Source organism: Corynebacterium sp. KPL4015, from assembly GCF_040225725.1.
Taxonomy (GTDB): domain Bacteria; phylum Actinomycetota; class Actinomycetes; order Mycobacteriales; family Mycobacteriaceae; genus Corynebacterium; species Corynebacterium rhinophilum.
In genome coordinates, this window is sequence record NZ_JBEHGF010000022.1 from 15,624 (window position 1) to 36,661 (window position 21,038).

A 21,038-nucleotide genomic window follows, 5' to 3' on the forward strand; every position below is an offset into this window, starting at 1 on the left:
ATCGCCTATACTGGGCGGTCGATCCAAAATTGCATGGCTCTCGGGCGTGTCTGACCTGCATAAGGCCTACACCCGCTAGCATTCATAATGCTATTGCCACCCTGTGCGGGTGCGGTGAGCTATTTCCATCAAGTAGTAAGTCGAAAGGGCGTACGTGGCAGCCACTGATTCTTCAGACCAGGCACTCGGCGAGGACGACAAGTCAGTCGAGGCATCTACTCCTGCAAAGAAGACCGCCAAAAAGACGGCAAAGAAAACGGCGAAGAAAACCGCCAAGAAGACAGCTAAAAAGACGGCGAAAAAGACTGCCAAGAAAACGGCTAAGAAGACCGCCAAGAAGTCGGCGAAGAAATCAGCCAAAAAAGCTGTCAAAAAGACCGTGCGAGCCTCTGCGGCAGAACCGCAAGACTCCCCCGCAAACTCCGCGGAGAAAGCACCGTCGGAAGCTGAGGACGCAGAGGATCAGCTCGACGCCGTTGAGCAAGACGCCCCTGCGGATGACGTCGACTTCGAGCCCACCCATGAGGACATCGAAGAAGATGAATTCGATGCCCCCACTGACCTGGATGAAGACGATATCCAGGAAGAGTTGGGCGAAGAAGAAGACGAGGACGAAGCAGAAGATACGTCCTCGGTCTGGGATGAGGAAGAATCCGTCGCCCTGCGCCAGGCGCGCAAGGATGCACAGCTGACCGCCTCCGCCGACTCCGTCCGCGCGTACCTTAAGCAGATCGGTAAGGTTGCCTTGCTGAATGCGGAGCAGGAGGTCTCTTTGGCAAAGCGCATTGAGGCTGGCCTGTACGCGCAGCACCGCATGGATGAGATGGAAAAGGCTCGTGCGGAGGGCGATAAGGCTGCCAAGCTCTCCCCCATGGAAAAGCGCGACCTGCGCAGCATCGCAAGGGACGGGCGCAAGGCTAAAAACCACCTGTTGGAGGCCAACCTTCGCCTTGTGGTCTCCTTGGCCAAGCGCTACACCGGCCGCGGCATGGCTTTCTTGGACCTTATTCAGGAAGGCAACTTGGGCCTTATCCGTGCGGTGGAAAAGTTCGACTACACCAAGGGCTATAAGTTCTCTACCTACGCCACGTGGTGGATTCGTCAGGCTATTACCCGCGCCATGGCTGACCAGGCCCGCACCATCCGCATCCCGGTTCACATGGTGGAGGTCATCAACAAGCTGGGCCGCATCCAGCGCGAGCTACTCCAGGACTTGGGCCGCGAGCCCACTCCACAGGAGCTCGCGAAGGAAATGGACATCACTGAAGAAAAGGTGATGGAGATTCAGCAGTATGCGCGTGAGCCCATCTCGCTGGACCAGACCATCGGTGATGAGGGCGATTCCCAGCTGGGTGATTTCATCGAGGATTCTGAGGCCGTCATCGCCGTCGATGCCGTGTCCTTCACCTTGCTGCAGGACCAGCTCCAGGACGTGCTGACGACGTTGTCCGAGCGCGAAGCCGGCGTCGTGCGCCTGCGCTTTGGGCTTACCGATGGCATGCCGCGCACTTTAGACGAGATCGGCCAAGTCTACGGCGTTACCCGCGAGCGCATCCGCCAGATCGAGTCCAAGACGATGTCGAAGCTGCGCCACCCCTCTCGTTCGCAGGTATTGCGCGATTACCTCGACTAGATAACTCGCCCGTCCTGCACAAAATGAAGGCCGCACCACCATGGTGCGGCCTTTTTATGTGCCTAATTCCCTCCTGCGGGCTGGCGCGACGAAAGGGGCGCAGCGCCAACCGCCGGCCAGCAGCCAACCAGCGACGGAGAGGCGCTCTACCACTTGCGCAGGTAATTGATACGCTCGCGCAGTTGCTCCGCGCTGCATAACGCGGTGGGCGGTCCACCGCAGGCCTTGCGGACCTCGGTGTGGATGGCACCGTGCGGCCGGCCAGAGCTCTGCGCGGCGATGGAGACCACGGTGTTAAGCTCCTTGCGCAGCGCGCCGAGCTCATCCACCACGCCGGTATCCTCTGCGGCATCGGACTCTTGCTGCTTCGCGGCGGGCGCATGACCCATGCCGTAGATCTTGCGGCGGTGGGCCTCTTCTGCCTCGGCGGCCCGGCGCGCCTTCTCCTCGGCCTCGCGGCGGTCCATCTCCTCAGATTGCTTCTTGCGCAAGAGGTCTTTGACCTGGTCGGCGTCGAGGAGCCCGGGGATGCCGAGGAAATCGGCCTCCTCATCAGAGGTCATGTCGCCGGTATTAAACTGCGAGCCGTTATAGAGCAGGCCAGAGAATTCGGCTTCGGCGCCTAAAGACTCGTAGGACTTTTCCAGCATGTCCGGTTCGGTCTTTTTCTGGTTTGCCTGCTCGAGTAGCTCGTCGTCCCAGCCTTCTTTCTCGGTCTTTTCTTTGCCCAAGACGTGGTCGCGGGATTTTTCCATGTGCTCGGCAAGGCCGAGCAGCACGGGGACGGAGGGCAAGAATACCGAGGCGGTTTCGCCAGGCATGCGGGAGCGCACGAAGCGGCCGATTGCCTGGGCGAAGAACAAGGGGGTTGACGCGGAGGTGGCGTAGACGCCCACCGCGAGGCGGGGTACGTCGACGCCCTCGGACACCATGCGTACGGCAACCATCCATTCATCGGTGGAGTCCGCAAATTCTTGAATACGGTCTGAGGAACCTGGGTCATCGGACAAAATGACCGAGACTGGGGTATTGGAGAGTTGCTTGAGGATTTTCGCGTAGGCGCGGGCGGTGGTGGTATCGGAAGCGAGCACGAGCCCGCCGGCATCCGGCATATTGCGCCGCATCTGCATCAAGCGGGTATGCGCCGCCTGCAGCACGGCGGGGATCCATTCGCCCTTGGGGTCGAGCGCGGTGCGCCAGGCGCGCGCGGTTTGTTCCACGTTCATGATGTCACCCAGTCGCGCGGAGTGCTCCTCCCCGGCGGAGTCCCGCCAGCGAGCCTCGCCGGAGTAGGACAGGAAGACGACGGGGCGCACGACGCCATCGGCAAGCGCATCGCCGTAATCATAAGTGTGGTCGGCGCGCGAGACCTTATGGCCTTCCCCATCGTCCTCATAGCGCACAAAGGGGATGGGCGATTCATCGGAGCGAAACGGCGTACCGGTCAGCGCGAGGCGGTGGTTGACGTCGTCGTAGGCCTCCTTGACGCCATCGCCCCAGCTTTTGGCATCGCCGGCATGGTGGATCTCGTCCAAGATCACCAAGGTGCGCCGAGCGGAGGCAACGGCGCGGTGCTTGAAGGGGTGCATGCCCACTTGGGCATAGGTCACCACGATGCCGTCCATGCTGGGATTGACCGCAGAGGAGTTCGTGAAGGCAGGATCCAAGGCCAATCCCACCCGCGCGGCGGCGGCAGACCACTGCGTCTTCAGGTGCTCGGTAGGCACCACGACGATGACGCGCTCTACCGTGCGGTCTTCCATAAGCTCCGTCGCGATGCGCAGAGCAAAGGTGGTTTTACCCGCACCTGGGGTCGCCACGGCCATAAAATCTTGTGGCTTGGTGGCGAGGAATTTATCGAGGGCTGATTGCTGCCACGCGCGGAGGTTCGTCTTCTTAAACGTCCTCACTTGCGGCGAAGACCCTTAAAAACGCGTTCGCAATCGGGGCAGACCGGCGAGCCCGGCTTTGCCTGTTTGGTTACCGGGAAGGTCTCACCGCACAGGGCAACGACGTACTTGCCGTTGACCGCGGAATCGAGAATCTGATCCTTTTTGACGTAGTGGAAGAACTTCGGCGTGTCATTATCCGTCGTCGAAGTGTCTTCACGAATATCTGGCCGTTCAATTGTCTTCGTAGTCGTAGTCACGCACCCCATTTTGCCGCATCAGCATCGAACTTTGCGAGTCATGCGTCTACCCTTGGAGAGCATGCACACTCTACGCACTCCAACGTCGGCTTTCCCGTCCCCTGTTGTAGGGTTACGCGCCGCGCTCCAGGGAGGTGCGTAATTTAAGTGTTTGGCAAAAAGGAACGTTTTCTCATCACGGATGCCAAGCTCTCGCCCGCACAAGATCGCAGGCGCCGGGAGTTGTGGTACGGATTTTTCCAATTCCTGCGCGTGCCATCGCTGCTCATTGCCGGGGTCTTTTTGTACCTGCATTGGTGGTTGCTCGCGGCGATCATCGTGGGCGTGACTTTTCCTTTGCCGTGGATTGCCGTGGTCATTGGCAATAGCCGCGGTGAGAAGAAGGACAAGCGGGATAAAAATGTCTATAAACCCGCGATGAATCGTCAGCTATATTCGCAGTATCAGAACCAACAGATTTCCCGCGGTGGCTCCAAGGCAATCGAATCTCAGTATTCCGTTATTGACCATGACGATACTGCCTCCGATTAGGCGCATAACCCGCATGAATAGCACGACTGGAAAGGAACTTCTCCCAGCATGACGTCCTTTGGCCCTCATTTCGATGCCGCCGCGCTGCGCGATCTTGCCCCAGAATTAGCGGAGGCTTTTTCGCAGGCTGGTTTTACTACCGATGGTTTAGCGGGGCATTTGGGCCCGGAGCTTACGGAGGCCCTCTACCGCGGTGAGCCTGCCGCGGTGGCGCGCGGCACCGCCGGTAATTCCCAGCTGGATACGCTCATCCGCTTCTTCCTGCTGCATGAACATTTGCCTGCCACGCTGCTTGCCGATGCCCTCGGGGCCCGCCTTGCCACCAAGCTCCTGGATGCCGGCGTGGCGCTTTCCGATGATCGCGGCAGCATCTACATGGCCCTCGATATCCGGCCCCATATCATCGTCGGCTCCAACCGCCTCGTCTTTTCCGATGTCGATGCCTCGCTGGTGGACCACGTCCCCGGCGCGGATCACGTCTTGGGCGTCGGGGCGGCAAGCCTCTCACTCTTGCAATCGACGCCGGTAAGCCCGGTATCAACGGTGCTCGATCTGGGCACCGGTTCGGGAGTGCAATTGTTGGGTCAGCTCGAGTGCGCGCGCAGCATTACCGCGACGGATGTCCACCGGCGCGCGCTTGATTTGGCCGGTGCCACCGTCGCTGCCGCGGGGTCCAGCACCGAGGTAGAGCTAATTGAGGGCTCGTGGTTCGAGCCCGTTGCGGGGCGCACCTTTGACCGCATCGTTGCCAATCCCCCATTCGTCGTTGGTCTTCCTGAGGTGGGCCATGTCTACCGCGATTCTGGCCTGAACTTGGATGGGGCCAGCGAATTGGTGGTATCCCAGGCGGTGGATCACCTCACCCCGGGCGGAACCGCACACTTGCTCGCCGCCTGGGTACATACCAGTGGGCAGACTTGGCAGCAGCGCGTGGCCTCGTGGCTGCCGGATAAGGGTATAGCCGCTTGGATCATTCAGCGCGATATCGCCGATCCTTCCCTCTACGTATCTACGTGGCTCAAGGATGAATCGTTGGATGTGCGCAGCGATGAGGGCAAGGCTCGCTCCAAGGCGTGGCTGGATCATTTCCACGACCACGATGTCACGGGTATCGGGTTTGGATTCGTCGCCATCCAAAAAATCGCCGATGATGAGCCCTCCGATATCTTGGCCGAAGAAATGCCGCAGCACTTTAGTGATCCTTTGGGACCCGAGGTGGAAGAATACTTCGCCCGCGTGGCGTGGCTGCGCGATTTGGTTCCTGGTGAGCTGGAGGGCAAGCACTTCCAGGTACGCCCACAGGTGGCCAAGGAAGAAGTCAGTGTGGCCGATACCGATAACAAACAAGGATTTAACCGGGCGGTAATCCGGCTAACCCGTACCGATGGGCCCCGGTGGAGCCACGAAGTTGATGAGCACTTGGCCGCAATCGTTGCGGGCCTATCTCCCTACGGGCTCAACCTTGCCGAGACCGTGGGCCTTTATGCGGCCGCGCACGGCTTCGATGAAGCAGAACTGACCGCGGCGGCGCTTCCCGCCATTATCGATATGGTCCGCCACGGCCTGCTCATCCCTGCCGATCTGCTGCTCGAGGACGACGCTTCCCCGGCTACCCACGCCGATTAACACCGAATAGCGCCGTATAGCTGAGAAAGGAAGAGACTTTTATGCGCGCAGTACTAACCCGCGTATCCGAAGCCGCGGTCACGGTTGCAGGCGAAACCGTCGGCGCCATCGATTGCCCTGAGACCGGCGGACTTTTAGCCCTCGTCGGTGTTTCCAGGGAGGATTTGGACGATTGGGCACCGCGCGCGGAAAAGATGGCCCGCAAGATCGCGGAGCTGCGCATCCTGGAAGGTGAAGTATCGGTCGCTGATGCTGGAGCACCGGTATTGGTAGTCAGCCAATTCACGCTCTATGGCCGCACCGCCAAGGGGCGGCGCCCATCGTGGGCCGATGCGGCCCCGGGGGAAGAGGCCGAGCCGGTCATCGAGTACATCATCGAGCACCTTCGCGAGCGCAATATCGCGGTTGAATCAGGCCAATTCGGGGCTATGATGCGCGTATCTTCCGTCAACGAAGGCCCGTTTACGGTTTTGGTCGAGACCTAATCTCCTCTAACGCATTTTTCTCATCATCTGGCAATTACCTGCACGAGCGCTCACTCACACCCACGATTATTTATGAGTTAGATCGCAGAGAGTTCGATATTGTTCAACAATGCATATCGCTGGGTGCCGCGCAAGCTTTTTTAGAGTGATAATTAACCTATCCCAAAATGTAATAAATTATTATCACGTGGCATTACCGCAGGCTTATACTTAACGCGTAACGAAGTGAATGGGCTGGATACAAGCTGAAAGTTTAGTTTCAGGCCCTTGCCCGCACACGCTGGTGAGAGAAAATATTTTCTCACTCCAGGGTGACAGGAGCCCTCAAGCTTCGGTCAACCCCATGCAGAGGAGGAAAGAAAATGTCCCACAAGCTCTTGCGCCACGGACAAGTCGAACACCCGGAACACAGTGCGCAAATTCCGGAACAACTACCCGCAGAAGAAAAGCCACCTGCCGACGGCATAGAGACCCCATTTGCAGGCCAAGAAGGCGCCCCGGCGTGGAACAAGGAAGACACCGTTTGGATGCTCTCCCTATTCGGCACCGCCATTGGTGCCGGCGTGCTCTTCCTTCCTATTAACGCTGGTATCGGCGGCATCATCCCGCTTCTTATCATGACCGTCGTCGCCTTGCCGATGACCTACTGGGCCCACCGCGGCATGACCCGCTTGGTCCTATCAAGCTCGAAGCCAGATGGCGATCTCACCGACGTCGTGGAGGAACACTTCGGCGTTAAAGCCGGCGTGCTGATGAATATCCTCTACTTCCTTTCCGTCTACCCCATCCTGTTGGTGTACTCGGTAACCATCACCAACACGGTCAATTCCTTCTTGGAACACCAGCTAGGTATCACTCCACCGGAGCGGTGGCTTACCTCGTTGGTTCTCGTAGGCGGACTCATCCTCGTCGTACGCATGGGCAAAAGCGTGGTCGTCCACGTTATGTCCTACTTGGTATACCCGTTCATCGGTATCCTGGTCCTGCTCTCGCTGTACCTCATCCCCAAGTGGAATACCGCACTCTTTGATAGCTTCGACCTCGACGTCGCGCGCGAAGCTTCCGGCCACGGCATGGGTATTACCTTGATGCTCTTGGTCCCAGTTATGGTCTTTTCCTTCAACCACTCGCCCATGATTTCTTCCTTCGCCGTTGACCGCCGCCAGACCTACGGCAAGTACGCGGAATACAAGTCCCGCAAGATCTTGCTCCGCGCGGAAATCCTCATGGTCGTCGTCGTGATGTTCTTCGTCTTCTCCTGCGCGCTCAGCCTATCGCCTGCGGATATGGCCGAGGCCAAGGAACAAAACATCACCATCTTGTCTTACCTGGCCAACCACTTTGATAACCCCGTCATCCAGTGGATTGCCCCCATCATCGCCATGATTGCCGTAGCCAAGTCCTTTTTGGGCCACTACCTCGGCGCTGCAGAAGGCTTCGAGGGCCTCCTGGTCAAAGGCAGCAAAAACGCCAATAAAGATGATGCAGAATCCAGCCACAAGCTTGACACCATCACGCTCATCTTCATGCTGGTAACCGCATGGCTCGTTGCCTGGGCAGATCCTTCCATCCTCGGCATGATTGAAACCCTCTGCGGCCCGACCATCGCCATCATGCTGTTCCTTATTCCGATGATTGCCATCCACAAGGTCCCAGCTCTCGCCCGCTTCAAGGGCAAGGCCTCCAACTACTTCGTCTTCATCATGGGCCTGGTCGCCCTCGCCACCATCATCTACTCCATCGTGCAGGCTTTCTAAGCAGCACTTGCTTCTCAGGATTTTCCAGGAGAAAACCATGTTCATCAGCATCTTCGATATGTTCAAGATCGGCATCGGCCCCTCAAGCTCACACACCCTTGGGCCAATGAAAGCCGGCAAGGCCTTCGTTGACGAACTCAAAGAAAAAGGCCTCATGGATAAGGTCACCCGCGTCCAGGCCAACGTCTACGGCTCCCTATCCTTGACCGGTGTGGGCCACTCCACCGATAAAGCCATCCTGTTGGGACTGGCCGGCGAAGAACCAGAAACCGTCGATATCGACGGCATCTCCGCCTTCATGAAAAAGATCAACCAGAGCGAAACGCTCCTTCTCGGTGGCACGCACAAGGTGAGCTTCCCCAAAGACGGCGGCTTTTACTTCCACGACGAATACCTCCCCATGCATGAAAACGGCATGTGCCTTATCGCCTTTGCCGGCGAGGAAGACATCCTGCACAAGACCTACTACTCAGTGGGCGGCGGGTTCATCGTCAAGCAAGAAGACTTCGCCATGCGCACCCAAGATACCGTCGACGTCCCATTTGCTTATGCCAGCGCGGAAGAACTACTGGCGCTGTGCGAAACAAATAATATGACACTTCCGGAGCTCGGCAGGGCCAATGAAAGAGCACTGCGCAGCGAGGGGGACATCGACGAGCACCTGCGCAAGGTCCGCGATGTCATGTACACCGGCATCAAGCGCGGCTCCACAACCGATGGCCCCCTGCCCGGCGCCCTGCTCGTGCCGCGCCGCGCCGCCGCCCTGAAGCGCAGGCTGGAACAATCCGACCCCCACGATGGCCTCAACATTTTGAGCTGGGTGAATATGTTTGCCCTGGCCATTTCGGAGGAAAATGCCGCCTGTGGCCGCGTCGTCACCGCGCCTACCAACGGCGCATGCGGCGTCGTGCCTGCGGTACTGGCCTATTTCGATGAATTCGTTGAGCCGGTTACTCCAAGCATGTTCGCGGACTATATCTTCGCCTGCAACCATATTGCCGCGCTCTACAAGATGAATGCCTCCATTTCCGGTGCGGAAGTAGGCTGCCAAGGTGAAATTGGCGTCGCCTGTTCCATGGCAGCAGCCGGGCTGGCCCAACTGATGGGGGCGACACCGGAACAAGTCTGCGTGGCGGCCGAAATCGGCATGGAACACAAATTGGGCCTGACCTGTGACCCGGTCCTAGGCCAGGTGCAAGTCCCCTGCATCGAGCGCAACGCCGTAGCCGCGGTAGACGCGATTACCAGCGCGCGCATGGCCTTGGACCGCGAAACCAAGCCATGTGTCAGCCTCGATGAGGTGATCTGGACCATGTACAACACCGGCAAGGACATCAACGCCAAATACCGGGAAACCTCACAAGGCGGCCTCGCCCTAGCGGTGCACCCGCCCATTCCGGTATGTGGTTAATGTCGGCACCCTAGGCTCCGGAAAGAGCGCCATATAAGGAGGTGAGTACTTGGCCACGGCCGGTTACTCGCCTCCTTTTGTCGTTACTTTGTGGTACCTTATCAATAATCTGACAGGAATTATAAGGACATGCTTCAGCTAATGAACCTTTCTAGCAGCCATGCCCCCGAAGAAAACTTCCTCGAGCAGTACATACCACTCGTCGATTTCCTCGGTCAGGCCATGGGCCCTAACACCGAAATCGTGCTTCATGATCTCGATGTACCCGATAAATCCATCATTGCCATTGCCAACGGCCACATCTCTGGACGCGAACTAGGCGGCCCGGTCACAGACTTTGCCCTCTGGTTCATGAAACAGGGCGACGCGGCGGCCGTTCCAATGATGACGGGATACCGCGCGGTCAATGGCGAGGGGAAAGTGTGCCGCTCCTCAAGCTATTTCCTGCGCGATACCACCGGCCATATGCGCGGCATGCTTTGTATCAATGTGGAATTATCCGAGCTGATCCAAATCCGCGATGCCGCTAACGCGATGATCGGTGGCACTGAACCGGCCATCGATAAGACGAAGGCCTTCGGTGGCTACCCCGACACCACCACACCGCCAAAAACTCCGGCATCTGAAGCGACGGCGAATAAAAAGCCGGAAGCGCCCTATAGCGAATCACTGCGTTCCAACGTCGAGCACCTTCTGGACTCCATGCTGGATTCCGCGATTTCCACGCACTCCACTCCGGTCGAGGCGATGCAGCGCAACGAACGGCTCGAAGTCATCGCTTCCCTTGAATACGCTGGCTTCTTCCTGCTCAAGGGCGGCATCGCCGCCGCGGCCGCCCGGCTCGGCGTGTCTGAGCCCACGGTATATCGCTACCTCGTACAAGTCCGCGGCTAAGACGCCCCGCCACGTGGATGAGCGGTTTTAGCGCGTTCACGTGGCGCATGCGCTTGTCGACGCCCCCAAAAAGGTGGGGCAAAACGCCCGGCACGTCGCCGTTTTAAAGATTTCAGGATGCGTGGGAACTAAATGCGGCCTAACACCGTTGTACTTTTTGAAACAGGCGACAATTTCAGGAGGCTGAAAGATGACGAATCCATCTGCCAACACCGCCAATGGCACTTCGACTGCCGCTACTGATGAGGAACAGGAAGTAGACCGCGGGTCTCGCCGCAATCAAACCAATGACAATCCCTCTGCGGACTTGGTACGCGTCTACCTCAACGGAATCGGTAAGACCGCCCTGCTCAGCGCCGAGGACGAGGTTGAACTCGCGCAAACCATTGAGGTGGGCCTGTATGCAGAATACAAGCTCAATAACGCAGAGAAGCTGACGCGCGCAGAAAAGCGCGACCTGAAAATTTTGGCTCGCGACGGCAAGAAGGCCCGCTCCCACCTGCTGGAGGCAAACCTCCGCCTCGTAGTCTCCTTGGCCAAGCGTTACACCGGCCGCGGCATGCCACTATTGGACCTCATCCAAGAGGGCAACCTTGGCCTTATCCGCGCCATGGAAAAGTTCGATTATGCCAAGGGCTTTAAGTTCTCCACCTACGCCACGTGGTGGATCCGCCAAGCCATTACCCGCGGTATGGCCGATCAGTCGCGTACCATCCGCCTCCCGGTCCACCTGGTGGAACAGGTAAATAAGCTTTCCCGCATCAAGCGTGAGATGTATCAGTCCCTGGGCCGCGAGGCGACCAATGAGGAGCTGTCGGAGGAATCCGGCATCGATGAAAACAAAATCGAGATGCTGCTGCGCCAGTCCCGCGATCCCGTCTCGCTCGACATGCCCGTCGGCACCGACGAGGAAGCCCCATTGGGCGACTTCATCGAGGATGCTGAGGCTACCGATGCTGAGACCGCCGTCGTGGCCTCCATGCGGCACTCCGATATTCGCGGTGTCATTGACACGCTAGAAAAGCGCGAGCAGGACGTTATTCGCCTGCGCTACGGCTTGGATGACGGCGTGCCACGCACCCTTGACCAGATTGGTCGCCGGTTCGGGCTCTCCCGCGAACGCGTACGCCAAATCGAGCGTGAGGTCATGGCCAAGTTGCGCGATGGCAACCGCGCCGATCGCCTCCGCGAGTACGCGCTATAAAACTTTTCGCCTCCTGAACCTTCATTAATCGCGACCTCGCCTGTACTGCCGAGAATTTTTTCCAGTGTGCTTTCGAGGTCGCGTTCTCTATGCAAGCGGCGAGCTCGAACTCGTCTCCGAAAATCTCTCCAGCAAACTTAGGGCAACTTAAGCTAGTCTGGATACAGAATGTAAAAGGCGCTGTCTGCATTGCGCACGGCACGCATTACTGTTTCTCAAAGAAAGGTATGCCCACGTGAGGGACCTCGTTGATACTACTGAGATGTACCTTCGGACCATTTATGAATTGGAAGAAGAAGGCATCACTCCCCTGCGCGCTCGGATTGCCGAACGCCTAGAGCAGTCCGGACCTACCGTATCCCAAACCGTTGCCCGCATGGAGCGCGATGGTCTCCTCCACGTCCGTTCGGATCGGAGCTTGGACCTTACCGAAAAGGGACGCGAATTGGCTACGGCTGTTATGCGCAAGCACCGCCTTGCAGAGCGTTTGCTTACTGATGTCCTCGGGCTCGATATCAGCAAAGTCCACGACGAGGCTTGCCGCTGGGAGCACGTGATGAGCGAAGAGGTGGAAAAGCGCATGGTCACGGTCCTCGATGATCCCAGCCGTTCTCCTTTTGGCAATCCGATTCCGGCGCTGGCAGAGCTGGGCTTCCAGGTCCCCGAACCAGCGATTGGGACGCGGGCTATCGATCTCCCGGATGGCGAAGAGAAGTCCGCCAAGATTATCCAGATCAATGAGATTCTGCAGGTAGATGAGGCTACCTTCCGGGACCTCGCAGAGGCTGGAATCCGCATCGGCACCGAGGTCACCGTGGTCAATAATGGCGGCACCATTTCGCTTACCACTCCCTCGGGTAAGGTCATCACCTTGGCAGATGATCTGGCGCACGCTGTGCGCGTGGAGGTCTAGGCCATGAAACTCTTGGTTACTGGCGGCGCCGGCTATGTCGGCAGCGTGTGCTCCGCAGTCCTCGTTGAGCAAGGCCACGATGTCACCATCATCGATAACTTTTCCACGGGAAACCGAGATGCAGTACCGAACTCGGCCCGCATAGTAGAAGGCGATGTGGCAGACAAGGCCGCAGAGGTGCTGGGCGAAGGCGGTTTCGAGGGCGTTCTACACTTCGCCGCCCGCTCGCTCGTCGGTGAATCCGTGGAAAAGCCGGACGAATACTGGCAGCACAACGTCGTGACCACGCTGCGCCTGCTCAATGCCATGCGCGATAACGATGTGAAAAGCCTCGTCTTTTCTTCCACCGCGGCCACCTACGGCGAGCCGGAGCAGGTTCCTATTACTGAGGACATGCCGACCCAGCCCACGAATCCCTATGGCGCTAGCAAACTAGCTATCGACTACATGATTTCGTCTTTTTCCCAGGCGTTTGGGCTCGCGGCTACGTCCCTGCGCTATTTCAACGTTGCCGGCGCGTACGGTTCCATCGGCGAAAACCGCGAGATTGAAACCCACCTTATCCCCATTGTCCTGCAGGTTGCTCTGGGGCACCGCGATAAGATTTTCATGTTTGGCACGGATTGGGATACCCCGGATGGAACGCCGGTGCGCGACTACATCCATATCCGCGATCTTGCCGATGCCCACGTGCTCGCCCTCCACAGCAATACCCCCGGGACCCACCGAATCTATAACTTGGGTTCCGGCGAGGGATACTCCGTCAAGCAGGTCATCGAGATGTGCCGGAAAGTCACCGGCCACGAGATTCCGGCGGAAATCGCCCCGCGCCGTGCCGGAGACCCAGCCACACTCATTGCATCCTCAGAAAAAATCAAGCGGGAGCTTGACTGGAATCCCCAGCGCACGGACTTGGAGACCATCGTGACCGACGCGTGGAATTTCACTCGGCAGCTGGGCGACCGGGCGCATTCGGCACGGCGCTAAAACGCGGGGCTAAACAAAGCCATCGGCATCAATCCCCGCTGCCTCCCGCGCGGCGTCGCAACCGCGGCTCAAGCTAGTAATGAGGCGTTCCCCCATTCCGCTGCGATAGGCTTGGGCGATGAGCTGACTCAAATTGTGCCCCGGCGCCTCATCGATGGCGACGGTCAGCGCCGGGCCGGCATAGAGTCCGAATTTCTGCGCCACCTGGGTCGCCGCATATAACGCTAGGGCGTTATAGCGGATGGGGCCGCCAAAGGTGCGCGCCGTGGCCAAAAGCAAGTTGCCGGCCGCGTGCGGGGATTCGACGAGGTCCCGGATGACCAGGTCTCGCATCCATGTCGTCGACATCCACATTGCTCCCACACAAAGTAATTCTTCGTTATCCAACGTCTCTTCCAGGGTTTCTACCTCGTTTAATACATATTGCCTATCCGCGATGAGGTTCTGGACTACACGAGTTGGATCCGTTGTGCCGTAGCCGTGGCCGGCGCGCATCTGTCGGGACAATTCCTCAGAGCAGCGCTGCATGGACGCGATTTCTTCGTGCCCGAAGTACGGATTGTGCGGGGCGAATTGCTGGACCAGCTCATTGCGGGAAAGTTCCGGCAAAGTGCCGTTTTCTACGCAGGCGCGCATGGAAGAGCTGGTGGAAATAGCGGGAATGGTTCCTTCAGTCCAGGCGGGCATAGGGCCCTTGCCACCCCCGGTGCTAAAGCCGAATACGAGGTCGTAGGCAGTAGACGTGGCGATTTCTTCCACCAGCCAGCAGGCATCAATTCCGGTGCCCTGGTCATCTTCGAAGTGGTAGAGCGACTCGATCATCTCCCAGAGCTCTACTTCCTCGCGCTGGGAGATGATAAAGCCGAGGACGACTTCCGGGTTCCCACAGTGAAAGACGCTCATGATCTCTGGAAGGGCCGCAGGGACATCGGACAGGTCTACACGCGCGACTGGCCCCATGGTGCGGCCTGCTGGAGTTGGTTCGATGGAGATGAGGACGATGGATTCTGCTGGAAAGAATCCGAGGATTCCTGGAATATTTGCAAGGATATCGCCGGGAGTACGGATGGGCTGTTGTGGTGTTGTGATCTTCATGGCTCCTAGCTTCGGGGCCTGCGGCAAGTACCGAAAGCCCACCACAGGCAGAGGGCCGAAATCTGTGGATAAGGTGGGTGGAAGGGGGCATCGGCAAGCAGTTATGCACAACCCCATCGCACCGGGCCTAGCGCGGGTTGCCGAGTTAGGGCATAATGGGTTATTTAACTACTCCGCGAACACTGAACTGAGTGCGTGTGGGAATAGTACGGTCCTGGCGGTCGTTGATCTAGATTAAGAGACCAAGGAGGTAACACATCATGCACGAAGAAGAGCGCAGCATGTACGAATTGGAGTACCCCGCTCCGGTGGTCAAGGACAATTCCGGTGAAGGAAAAGGCCCCACCATGATTGTTGCCATGCACGGCTATGCCGATGCAGGCCAGGCTATTGAGTCGAGCGCCGATCATCTCAAGGCGGCGCTGGAAAACCGCCAGCTAGCCTCCTTTAACTCTGATGAGCTCATCGATTATCGCTCCCGCCGCCCCGCCGTCACCATCGATAATGACCGGGCCCTCGAGGTAGAACCCATGGATTTGGGCTTGAAGGTGCTCCGGGATAATTCCGGCAAGTCTTTCCTTCTTCTGTCTGGCCCAGAGCCGGATATGCGCTGGGAAGCATTTACCACGGCGGTGGTCAAGCTGGTGGAGAAATTCGATATTGAAGACACCATCATGCTCTACGCCGCGCCGATGCCCGTGCCGCACACTCGCCCCACCGTGGTCACCGCGCACGGTACTGCCTCCCGCCTGACGGAAGGCATGGTCAAGATGGACTCGACGATGATGGTTCCGGGAGCCGCGGCGCTCTATATAGAAAAGGCCTTAGCGGATAAGGGCCGGACGGTCGCGGGCTATACCGCGCACGTGCCGCACTACCTGGCTGCGTCCCCGTACCCGCAGGCCACCTTGGAGCTCCTTGACTCCGTGGCTAAAGCCGCCCAGCTCAATATTCCGCTGGGCAGCATTGAGGCGGATATTTCCCGCGTCGAGGGCCAGCTGGATGAGCAGGTCAATGGCTCGGAAGAGATTGAGGGCGTGGTCCAGCAATTGGAGCAGCAATACGATGCCTTCATGGACCGCTACCGCGAAGAGCACCCACAGGCCATTATGCCGGGCGAGGAAGCCGTGCCCAGCGCGGAGGAAATCAGCGAAGAATTCGAAGCCTTCCTCGCCTCGCTCGATGAGTCCGATAGCGAGGAGATTATCCATACTGATATTGATGACCGCGAAGACTCTGCCGATGATGACGACAGAGACTTAGGCGACGATATCTAACGAACCCGCCCCCATCGCCGCTAAGGTGGTGGGGGTGAACTTATCTCAGCAGCTGCCAGATTTAACGGAAGTCCCCGAGTCCCTCATCGATGAGGCCATTTGGGATACTTTTAACTCGTGGACCACCAGCAAGGGAATCGATTTATACCCCGCGCAAGAGGAGGCCTCGCTCGGCATCTTGGCCGGAGATAACGTCATCCTCGCGACCCCCACGGGTTCGGGAAAGTCCATGGTGGCCAACGCCGCCCACTTCATCGCCCTAGCCCGTGGACAGCGGAGTTTTTATACCGCGCCCATTAAGGCGCTGGTCAGCGAGAAGTTCTTTGCACTGTGTGAAATCTTCGGCGCAGAGAATGTGGGCATGATGACAGGCGATGCCACCGTAAACGGCAACGCCCCCATCATCGCCGCCACCGCCGAGATCGTAGCCAATATCGCGCTTCGCGATGGCGCCGAGGCCAATATCGACCAAGTGGTTATGGACGAATTTCACTACTACTCCGATCCAGATCGCGGCTGGGCCTGGCAGGTGCCGCTCTTGGAGCTACCCAAGGCGCAATTCCTCTTAATGTCCGCCACGCTCGGTGATACCGACTGGCTGCAGGAAGATCTCACCCGCCGCACGGGCCGCGAGACTAATTTAGTGGCCGGCTCCACCCGCCCGGTGCCGCTGGATTTTTCCTATGTTTTCAGCGCGGTGCACGAAACCATCGAAGAGCTGCTCGCCGATTATAAGGCACCCATTTATGTCGTGCACTTTTCCCAGCGCGAGGCCGCCGAGCGGGCCCAAGCCCTGACCTCGCTGTCTGGCATCATTAACAAAGAGGAAAAAGAGGACATCGCTGAAGAAATCGGCGGCTTCCGCTTTACCACTGCCTTTGGTAAGGACCTCTCAAAGTTGCTTCGCAAGGGCATTGGCATTCACCATGCAGGAATGCTGCCCAAGTACCGACGGCTCGTGGAGCGCCTCGCGCAGCGCGGCCTCCTCAAGGTTATTTGCGGCACCGATACCTTGGGCGTGGGCATCAACGTGCCCATCCGCACCGTATTGATGACCGGACTGGCCAAATTTGATGGGCAACGCCAGCGCATCTTGAAATCCCGCGAATTCCACCAGATTGCGGGGCGCGCTGGGCGTGCGGGCTATGACACGGAAGGCACCGTCGTCGTCGAGGCCCCCGAGCACGAGATTGAAAATGCCAAGGCCCGCAGGCGCATTGGCGATGACCCGAAGCGGCTCAAGAAGCTTAAGAAAAAGTCCGCACGCGAGGGCGAAGTCTCTTGGTCCGAGAAGACCTTTGCGCGGCTCACAGAAGCAGAACCGGAGCAGTTGACCTCGCAATTCCGGGTGTCGAATTCGATGCTGCTGAATGTCTTAGCCCGCCACGGCGACGGCTATGCGCATATGCGCCACCTCTTGCGCGATAATCACGATCCCCGCAGCAAGCAGAACAAGGATATCCTCACCGCCCTCGACCTATTCCGCGGATTGGTGGATTCCGGCGTGGTCCAAAAATCCACCAAGGGGCTGGATATCTACGGCCGCCCCTACCACCTCGTGCGGGAATTGCCGCGAGACTTTGCCCTAAACCAGCCCCTCGGGCCCTTTGCCTTGGCCGCGCTCTCCCTGTTGGACCCAGAGGCAGACAGCTATCACCTTGATGTGATCTCGGTCTTTGAGGCGATCCTCGATGATCCCCGGCAGGTGTTGCAGGCCCAGCAGAAGAAGCGGCGCGGGGAAGAAATTGCCGCACTCAAGGCGGACGGGGTGGACTACACCGACCGCATGAATATCGTGGAGGATATTACCTGGCCCAAACCCCTAGAGGAGCTGATCGAGCAGGCCTACGATACCTTTGCGGAAACCAATGCGTGGGTAAAGGAATTCGAGCTGCGGCCGAAATCCGTGGTGCGCGACATGGTGGAAAATGCCATGACCTTCTCGGATTTGGTGGCCACTTACGGCTTAGCCCGCTCTGAGGGCGTTATCCTCCGCTACCTCACCGATGCCTGGCGCACCCTCAAACAGTCCATCCCCGATGAATACACGACGCCCCAAATTGAAGACATCATTGTCTGGTTGGGCGAGCTTATCCGCCAGGTGGATTCCTCGCTTGTCGATGAATGGGCGCAGATGGCCGGCGAAGACTCCCCCATCGATCAAGATACGCTCGACCGCGAGCTGGCCTTTGGCGTCGAAGACCCAACAGCCCTTACCGCCAACCGCCGCGCTTTTGGCATTATGGTGCGCAATTACATGTTCCGCCTCGCGCAGCTCTTCGCGCTGGAGGAAGAAGACCGCCTGGCCGAGGTATTGGATTATCTGGACGAGGTCCCCGATTTTGGCGCCGTCTTGGATGACTACTTTGACGAATACGACGATATTGATACCGGCCCTGAGGCGCGCGGACCCGAGTACTTCCGGTTGGAAGAATCCAGCTCCCGCAGCTGGCCCGCGCGGCAGATTATCAAGGACCCAGCAGGCGATCGCGCCTATCAGTTTGTCGCCACGGTTGATCTGGACGCCTCCGATGAAGCCGGCGAAGTCCGCCTGTCAGAGTTGCGCGTCGAGTATTAATCACACGCGGGTTAGCTAAAACGATAAAAGCCACCCCCTGCGCTGTACCCGGCGTCCTATGGGGGACACCGAGGGAAGCAGCGCGCGGGGGTGGCTTATTCCAAAGGCTAATTAAGCAGCGCTTTTAGCGTGCGGCCTCAATCTGGACGGCCTGTGCGACTGCCTGAATGACAGAAGCAACCTTGATGGCCTCCCAGACCTGCTCCTTGGTCGCGCCAGTATCGTTGAGCTTCTGGGTGTGTGCGCCCAAGCAGTGCTCGCAGCCGTTGATAGCGGACACGGCGATATTCCACAGCTCGAAGTTAGCGTCTTCCACGCCAGGCTTGGAGATGAAGTTCATCCGCAGGCCAAACTTAACCTGTGCGTAGTCATCGCCCAACCAGCTCTTGGCGCGGTAGGCAACGTTGTTCATTGCCATGACGGTAGCAGCGCCGTAAGCGGCGTTGATAGCTTCCTCAGAGAGGTGCTCTTGCGCCTCTTCCGCGATTTCAGAAATCACGGTGTCATTGCGGGTAGCTGCCGCCGAGGCGAGCAGGGTGCCCCACAGCTGCTCTTCATCCAGCTCGGTGGTGCGGGTCAACGCGCCGAGGTTGAGCTTCTGGTCCTTGGCGTACTCAGGCAGTGCTGACTTCAAGTTCTCGATAGACACAGTTTTTCTCCTTCTAAATTTTTTCTCAGTAACTTAAATTGCAAGGCAAGTGCGTGCCCCGCCAGAACGGCGGGGGAAGCACCTACTGATAACTAAGGCTTAAAGCTGGGACTGAACAACGTCCATCTTGTCGATGTTCTTGGTTGGGTCGTTCTTCTCCCAGTTGCAGGCGCAGACCTCTTCGGACTGCAGGGCGTCGAGAACGCGCAGAACCTCGTCAACGTTACGGCCCACAGCGTCCGGGGTAACGGAGACGAACTGGATAACACCATCTGGGTCGATGATGAAGGTTGCGCGGTCAGCAACGCCGTCAGCGTTTTCTACGCCCAGGGCGCGGATCAGGTCGTGGCGCACGTCAGAGAACATCGGGAACGGAACGTCCTTCAGGTCCGGGTGGGTTGCGCGCCAATTGAAGTGAGCGAACTCGTTATCGGTGGATCCGCCCAGCACCTGGGTGTCGCGGTCCTGGAATTCTTCATCCAGCTTGCCAAAGGCAGCGATCTCGGTCGGGCAAACGAAGGTGAAGTCCTTGGGGTAGAAGAAGACGACCTTCCACTTGCCCTCGTACTTGTCCAAGGAAACCTGCTCGAAGTAGTCCTCTGGCTGGCTAGCGTTAACGTCGTGCAGGTCGCCGCCGGTCAGGGCGGTGAGGTCGAATTCTGGGAACTTTTCGCCAACGGTCATGATAGGCATGTTCTTCAACTCCTTCTTAAAAGGGTAATCTTTTTCAAGTTTCTGACAGTCCCGTACCGAGGACCACGGGCCGGACCCTCTCCGGCCCAACACCAAAGACAATACCATTAATTCCGGTCACGTCAATAGCTAATCCTATAGATAAATGTTAGAGTGATAGGCATGCATAATAAAGAGTATCGACCAACACTTGCCCAGCTGCGCACGTTTGTCACCGTGGCGGAAAACAAGCACTTCGGCACCGCTGCCGCCAAGCTGGAGATCTCTCAGCCCTCCCTCTCCCAGGGCCTCGTGGCACTCGAGCAGGGGCTCGGCGTGCAGCTCATCGAGCGCTCCACCCGCAAGGTCATCGTAACCTCGGCCGGTGAAACCCTTCTGCCCTATGCCAAATCCACACTTGAGGCCGCCGATACCTTTCTCGCGCACGCCCGCGGCGCCCACGGCACGCTGTCCGGCCCGTTGACCATTGGCGTCATCCCGACCATCGCCCCGTATATCCTCCCGGACTTGCTGGCGATGATTACGGAGACCTACCCAGAGCTTGAGCCGCGCTTTGTGGAGGAGCAAACCCAGCACCTCATCGCGCGCCTGCGCAACGGCAACCTCGATTTAGCCGTCCTTGCGCTGCCTTCAGAGGCCACGGGCATGGTCGACAGCCCGCTGTACACCGAGGACTTCGCCATCGTCAGCCCGCCCGATCACCCCATCGCCGGGCGTACGGACGTCCAGGTGGCGGAGCTGCGGGACTTGGATTTGCTGCTGCTTGACGATGGCCACTGTCTCCGCGACCAAATCGTCGATCTCTGCCGGCACGCCCACGTCAACCCGGCGGAAGCAACCAATTCCGTCACGCGTGCCTCATCGCTTACCACCATTATGCAGCTGGTCATGGGCGGGCTCGGCTGCACCCTTATCCCCAAGTCCGCATTGGCCACCGAATGCCACGGCAAAAACCTCGGCATCGCCTACTTCGATCCCGATGTCACCGCTGAGCGCGAAATCGGCCTCGTCTTCCGCTCCTCTGCCGCACGCAGTGAAGAGTTCCGCGAATTCGGCACCCTGATTACCGCCGCTTATGAAAATGCCCTCGCACGCTCGCTGGAGGGATAAAACCGCCACACACGATTAAGGCCACCGAAGCAATGCCTCGGTGGCC

Annotated in this window: 18 protein-coding genes; 13 read left to right on the forward strand and 5 right to left on the reverse strand. The window is 58.5% G+C overall.

Annotated elements, in window-relative coordinates:
* Positions 1–154 precede the first annotated feature (154 nt).
* Positions 155–1,633: an RNA polymerase sigma factor gene (locus tag ABRP64_RS08695; protein ID WP_284769679.1), complete on the forward strand. Its 1,479-nt coding sequence runs from the start codon at positions 155–157 to the stop codon at positions 1,631–1,633.
* Between the two features lie 146 nt (positions 1,634–1,779).
* On the opposite strand, the gene ABRP64_RS08700 is transcribed toward ABRP64_RS08695, so the two are convergent.
* Complete coding sequence (locus tag ABRP64_RS08700) at positions 1,780–3,543, reverse strand: DEAD/DEAH box helicase (protein ID WP_284769678.1); 1,764 nt, start codon at positions 3,541–3,543, stop codon at positions 1,780–1,782.
* Entirely contained in the window at positions 3,540–3,791 is a 252-nt protein-coding gene (locus ABRP64_RS08705) for a DUF3039 domain-containing protein (RefSeq protein WP_005278940.1), read from the reverse strand. The genes ABRP64_RS08700 and ABRP64_RS08705 overlap by 4 nt, the downstream gene beginning before the upstream one ends.
* 138 nt (positions 3,792–3,929) lie before the next feature.
* Here ABRP64_RS08705 and ABRP64_RS08710 point away from each other — a divergent pair, with 138 nt between their 5' ends.
* The 9 genes from ABRP64_RS08710 to galE all read left to right on the forward strand — a co-directional run bounded on the left by ABRP64_RS08710 (position 3,930) and on the right by galE (position 13,590).
* Positions 3,930–4,313 carry a DUF3099 domain-containing protein gene (locus tag ABRP64_RS08710; RefSeq protein WP_284769677.1) on the forward strand — a complete coding sequence of 128 codons (384 nt, stop codon included), beginning with the start codon at positions 3,930–3,932 and terminating at the stop codon, positions 4,311–4,313.
* A gap of 48 nt (positions 4,314–4,361) precedes the next feature.
* Positions 4,362–5,939: a DUF7782 domain-containing protein gene (locus ABRP64_RS08715; protein ID WP_284852022.1), complete on the forward strand. Its 1,578-nt coding sequence runs from the start codon at positions 4,362–4,364 to the stop codon at positions 5,937–5,939.
* Positions 5,940–5,980: 41 nt separating this feature from the next.
* The gene (gene dtd, locus ABRP64_RS08720; RefSeq protein WP_284769675.1) at positions 5,981–6,424 is read left to right on the forward strand and encodes a D-aminoacyl-tRNA deacylase; all 444 of its coding nucleotides are present in this window, start codon (positions 5,981–5,983) and stop codon (positions 6,422–6,424) included.
* Between the two features lie 362 nt (positions 6,425–6,786).
* The gene (locus ABRP64_RS08725) at positions 6,787–8,181 is read left to right on the forward strand and encodes an SLC5/6 family protein (RefSeq protein ID WP_284796059.1); all 1,395 of its coding nucleotides are present in this window, start codon (positions 6,787–6,789) and stop codon (positions 8,179–8,181) included.
* A gap of 37 nt (positions 8,182–8,218) precedes the next feature.
* Entirely contained in the window at positions 8,219–9,592 is a 1,374-nt protein-coding gene (locus ABRP64_RS08730; RefSeq protein ID WP_284796058.1) for an L-serine ammonia-lyase, read from the forward strand.
* Positions 9,593–9,721: 129 nt separating this feature from the next.
* On the forward strand, positions 9,722–10,486 hold the full coding sequence (locus tag ABRP64_RS08735) for a helix-turn-helix transcriptional regulator (protein WP_410755708.1): 765 nt from the start codon (positions 9,722–9,724) through the stop codon (positions 10,484–10,486).
* Between the two features lie 190 nt (positions 10,487–10,676).
* Positions 10,677–11,690 (forward strand): sigma-70 family RNA polymerase sigma factor, encoded by a 1,014-nt coding sequence (locus ABRP64_RS08740; RefSeq protein ID WP_349866165.1) that lies wholly within the window; start codon positions 10,677–10,679, stop codon positions 11,688–11,690.
* Positions 11,691–11,925: 235 nt separating this feature from the next.
* Positions 11,926–12,603 (forward strand): metal-dependent transcriptional regulator, encoded by a 678-nt coding sequence (locus ABRP64_RS08745; protein WP_284796056.1) that lies wholly within the window; start codon positions 11,926–11,928, stop codon positions 12,601–12,603.
* 3 nt (positions 12,604–12,606) lie between these two features.
* Positions 12,607–13,590 (forward strand): UDP-glucose 4-epimerase GalE, encoded by a 984-nt coding sequence (gene galE / locus ABRP64_RS08750; protein ID WP_284796054.1) that lies wholly within the window; start codon positions 12,607–12,609, stop codon positions 13,588–13,590.
* A 9-nt stretch (positions 13,591–13,599) separates the two neighbouring features.
* Here galE and ABRP64_RS08755 read toward each other — a convergent pair whose 3' ends face one another.
* On the reverse strand, positions 13,600–14,685 hold the full coding sequence (locus ABRP64_RS08755) for a DUF4192 domain-containing protein (protein WP_349866167.1): 1,086 nt from the start codon (positions 14,683–14,685) through the stop codon (positions 13,600–13,602).
* A gap of 260 nt (positions 14,686–14,945) precedes the next feature.
* Between ABRP64_RS08755 and ABRP64_RS08760 the strand changes: the two genes are divergently transcribed.
* Both ABRP64_RS08760 and ABRP64_RS08765 read left to right on the forward strand, forming a co-directional pair.
* Positions 14,946–15,962, forward strand: a complete 1,017-nt coding sequence (locus tag ABRP64_RS08760; protein WP_284769667.1) for a PAC2 family protein — start codon at positions 14,946–14,948, stop codon at positions 15,960–15,962.
* 34 nt (positions 15,963–15,996) lie between these two features.
* Positions 15,997–18,540, forward strand: a complete 2,544-nt coding sequence (locus ABRP64_RS08765) for a DEAD/DEAH box helicase (protein WP_349866169.1) — start codon at positions 15,997–15,999, stop codon at positions 18,538–18,540.
* A gap of 124 nt (positions 18,541–18,664) precedes the next feature.
* On the opposite strand, the gene ahpD is transcribed toward ABRP64_RS08765, so the two are convergent.
* Together ahpD and ABRP64_RS08775 are read right to left on the reverse strand one after the other, a co-directional pair.
* Entirely contained in the window at positions 18,665–19,189 is a 525-nt protein-coding gene (gene ahpD, locus ABRP64_RS08770; RefSeq protein ID WP_126319209.1) for an alkylhydroperoxidase, AhpD family, read from the reverse strand.
* A gap of 99 nt (positions 19,190–19,288) precedes the next feature.
* The gene (locus ABRP64_RS08775) at positions 19,289–19,882 is read right to left on the reverse strand and encodes a peroxiredoxin (RefSeq protein WP_023022697.1); all 594 of its coding nucleotides are present in this window, start codon (positions 19,880–19,882) and stop codon (positions 19,289–19,291) included.
* A 162-nt stretch (positions 19,883–20,044) separates the two neighbouring features.
* Between ABRP64_RS08775 and ABRP64_RS08780 the strand changes: the two genes are divergently transcribed.
* The gene (locus ABRP64_RS08780; RefSeq protein WP_284769664.1) at positions 20,045–20,992 is read left to right on the forward strand and encodes a hydrogen peroxide-inducible genes activator; all 948 of its coding nucleotides are present in this window, start codon (positions 20,045–20,047) and stop codon (positions 20,990–20,992) included.
* Positions 20,993–21,038 lie beyond the last annotated feature (46 nt).

Coding starts and splice junctions, on each gene's coding strand:
- ABRP64_RS08705 (WP_005278940.1), bottom strand. CDS start 3,791: ATGGGGTGCGTGACTACGACTACGAAGACAATTGAACGGCCAGATATT.
- ABRP64_RS08715 (WP_284852022.1), top strand. CDS start 4,362: ATGACGTCCTTTGGCCCTCATTTCGATGCCGCCGCGCTGCGCGATCTT.
- dtd (WP_284769675.1), top strand. CDS start 5,981: ATGCGCGCAGTACTAACCCGCGTATCCGAAGCCGCGGTCACGGTTGCA.
- ABRP64_RS08725 (WP_284796059.1), top strand. CDS start 6,787: ATGTCCCACAAGCTCTTGCGCCACGGACAAGTCGAACACCCGGAACAC.
- ABRP64_RS08730 (WP_284796058.1), top strand. CDS start 8,219: ATGTTCATCAGCATCTTCGATATGTTCAAGATCGGCATCGGCCCCTCA.
- ABRP64_RS08735 (WP_410755708.1), top strand. CDS start 9,722: ATGCTTCAGCTAATGAACCTTTCTAGCAGCCATGCCCCCGAAGAAAAC.
- ABRP64_RS08740 (WP_349866165.1), top strand. CDS start 10,677: ATGACGAATCCATCTGCCAACACCGCCAATGGCACTTCGACTGCCGCT.
- galE (WP_284796054.1), top strand. CDS start 12,607: ATGAAACTCTTGGTTACTGGCGGCGCCGGCTATGTCGGCAGCGTGTGC.
- ABRP64_RS08755 (WP_349866167.1), bottom strand. CDS start 14,685: ATGAAGATCACAACACCACAACAGCCCATCCGTACTCCCGGCGATATC.
- ABRP64_RS08760 (WP_284769667.1), top strand. CDS start 14,946: ATGCACGAAGAAGAGCGCAGCATGTACGAATTGGAGTACCCCGCTCCG.
- ABRP64_RS08775 (WP_023022697.1), bottom strand. CDS start 19,882: ATGCCTATCATGACCGTTGGCGAAAAGTTCCCAGAATTCGACCTCACC.
- ABRP64_RS08780 (WP_284769664.1), top strand. CDS start 20,045: ATGCATAATAAAGAGTATCGACCAACACTTGCCCAGCTGCGCACGTTT.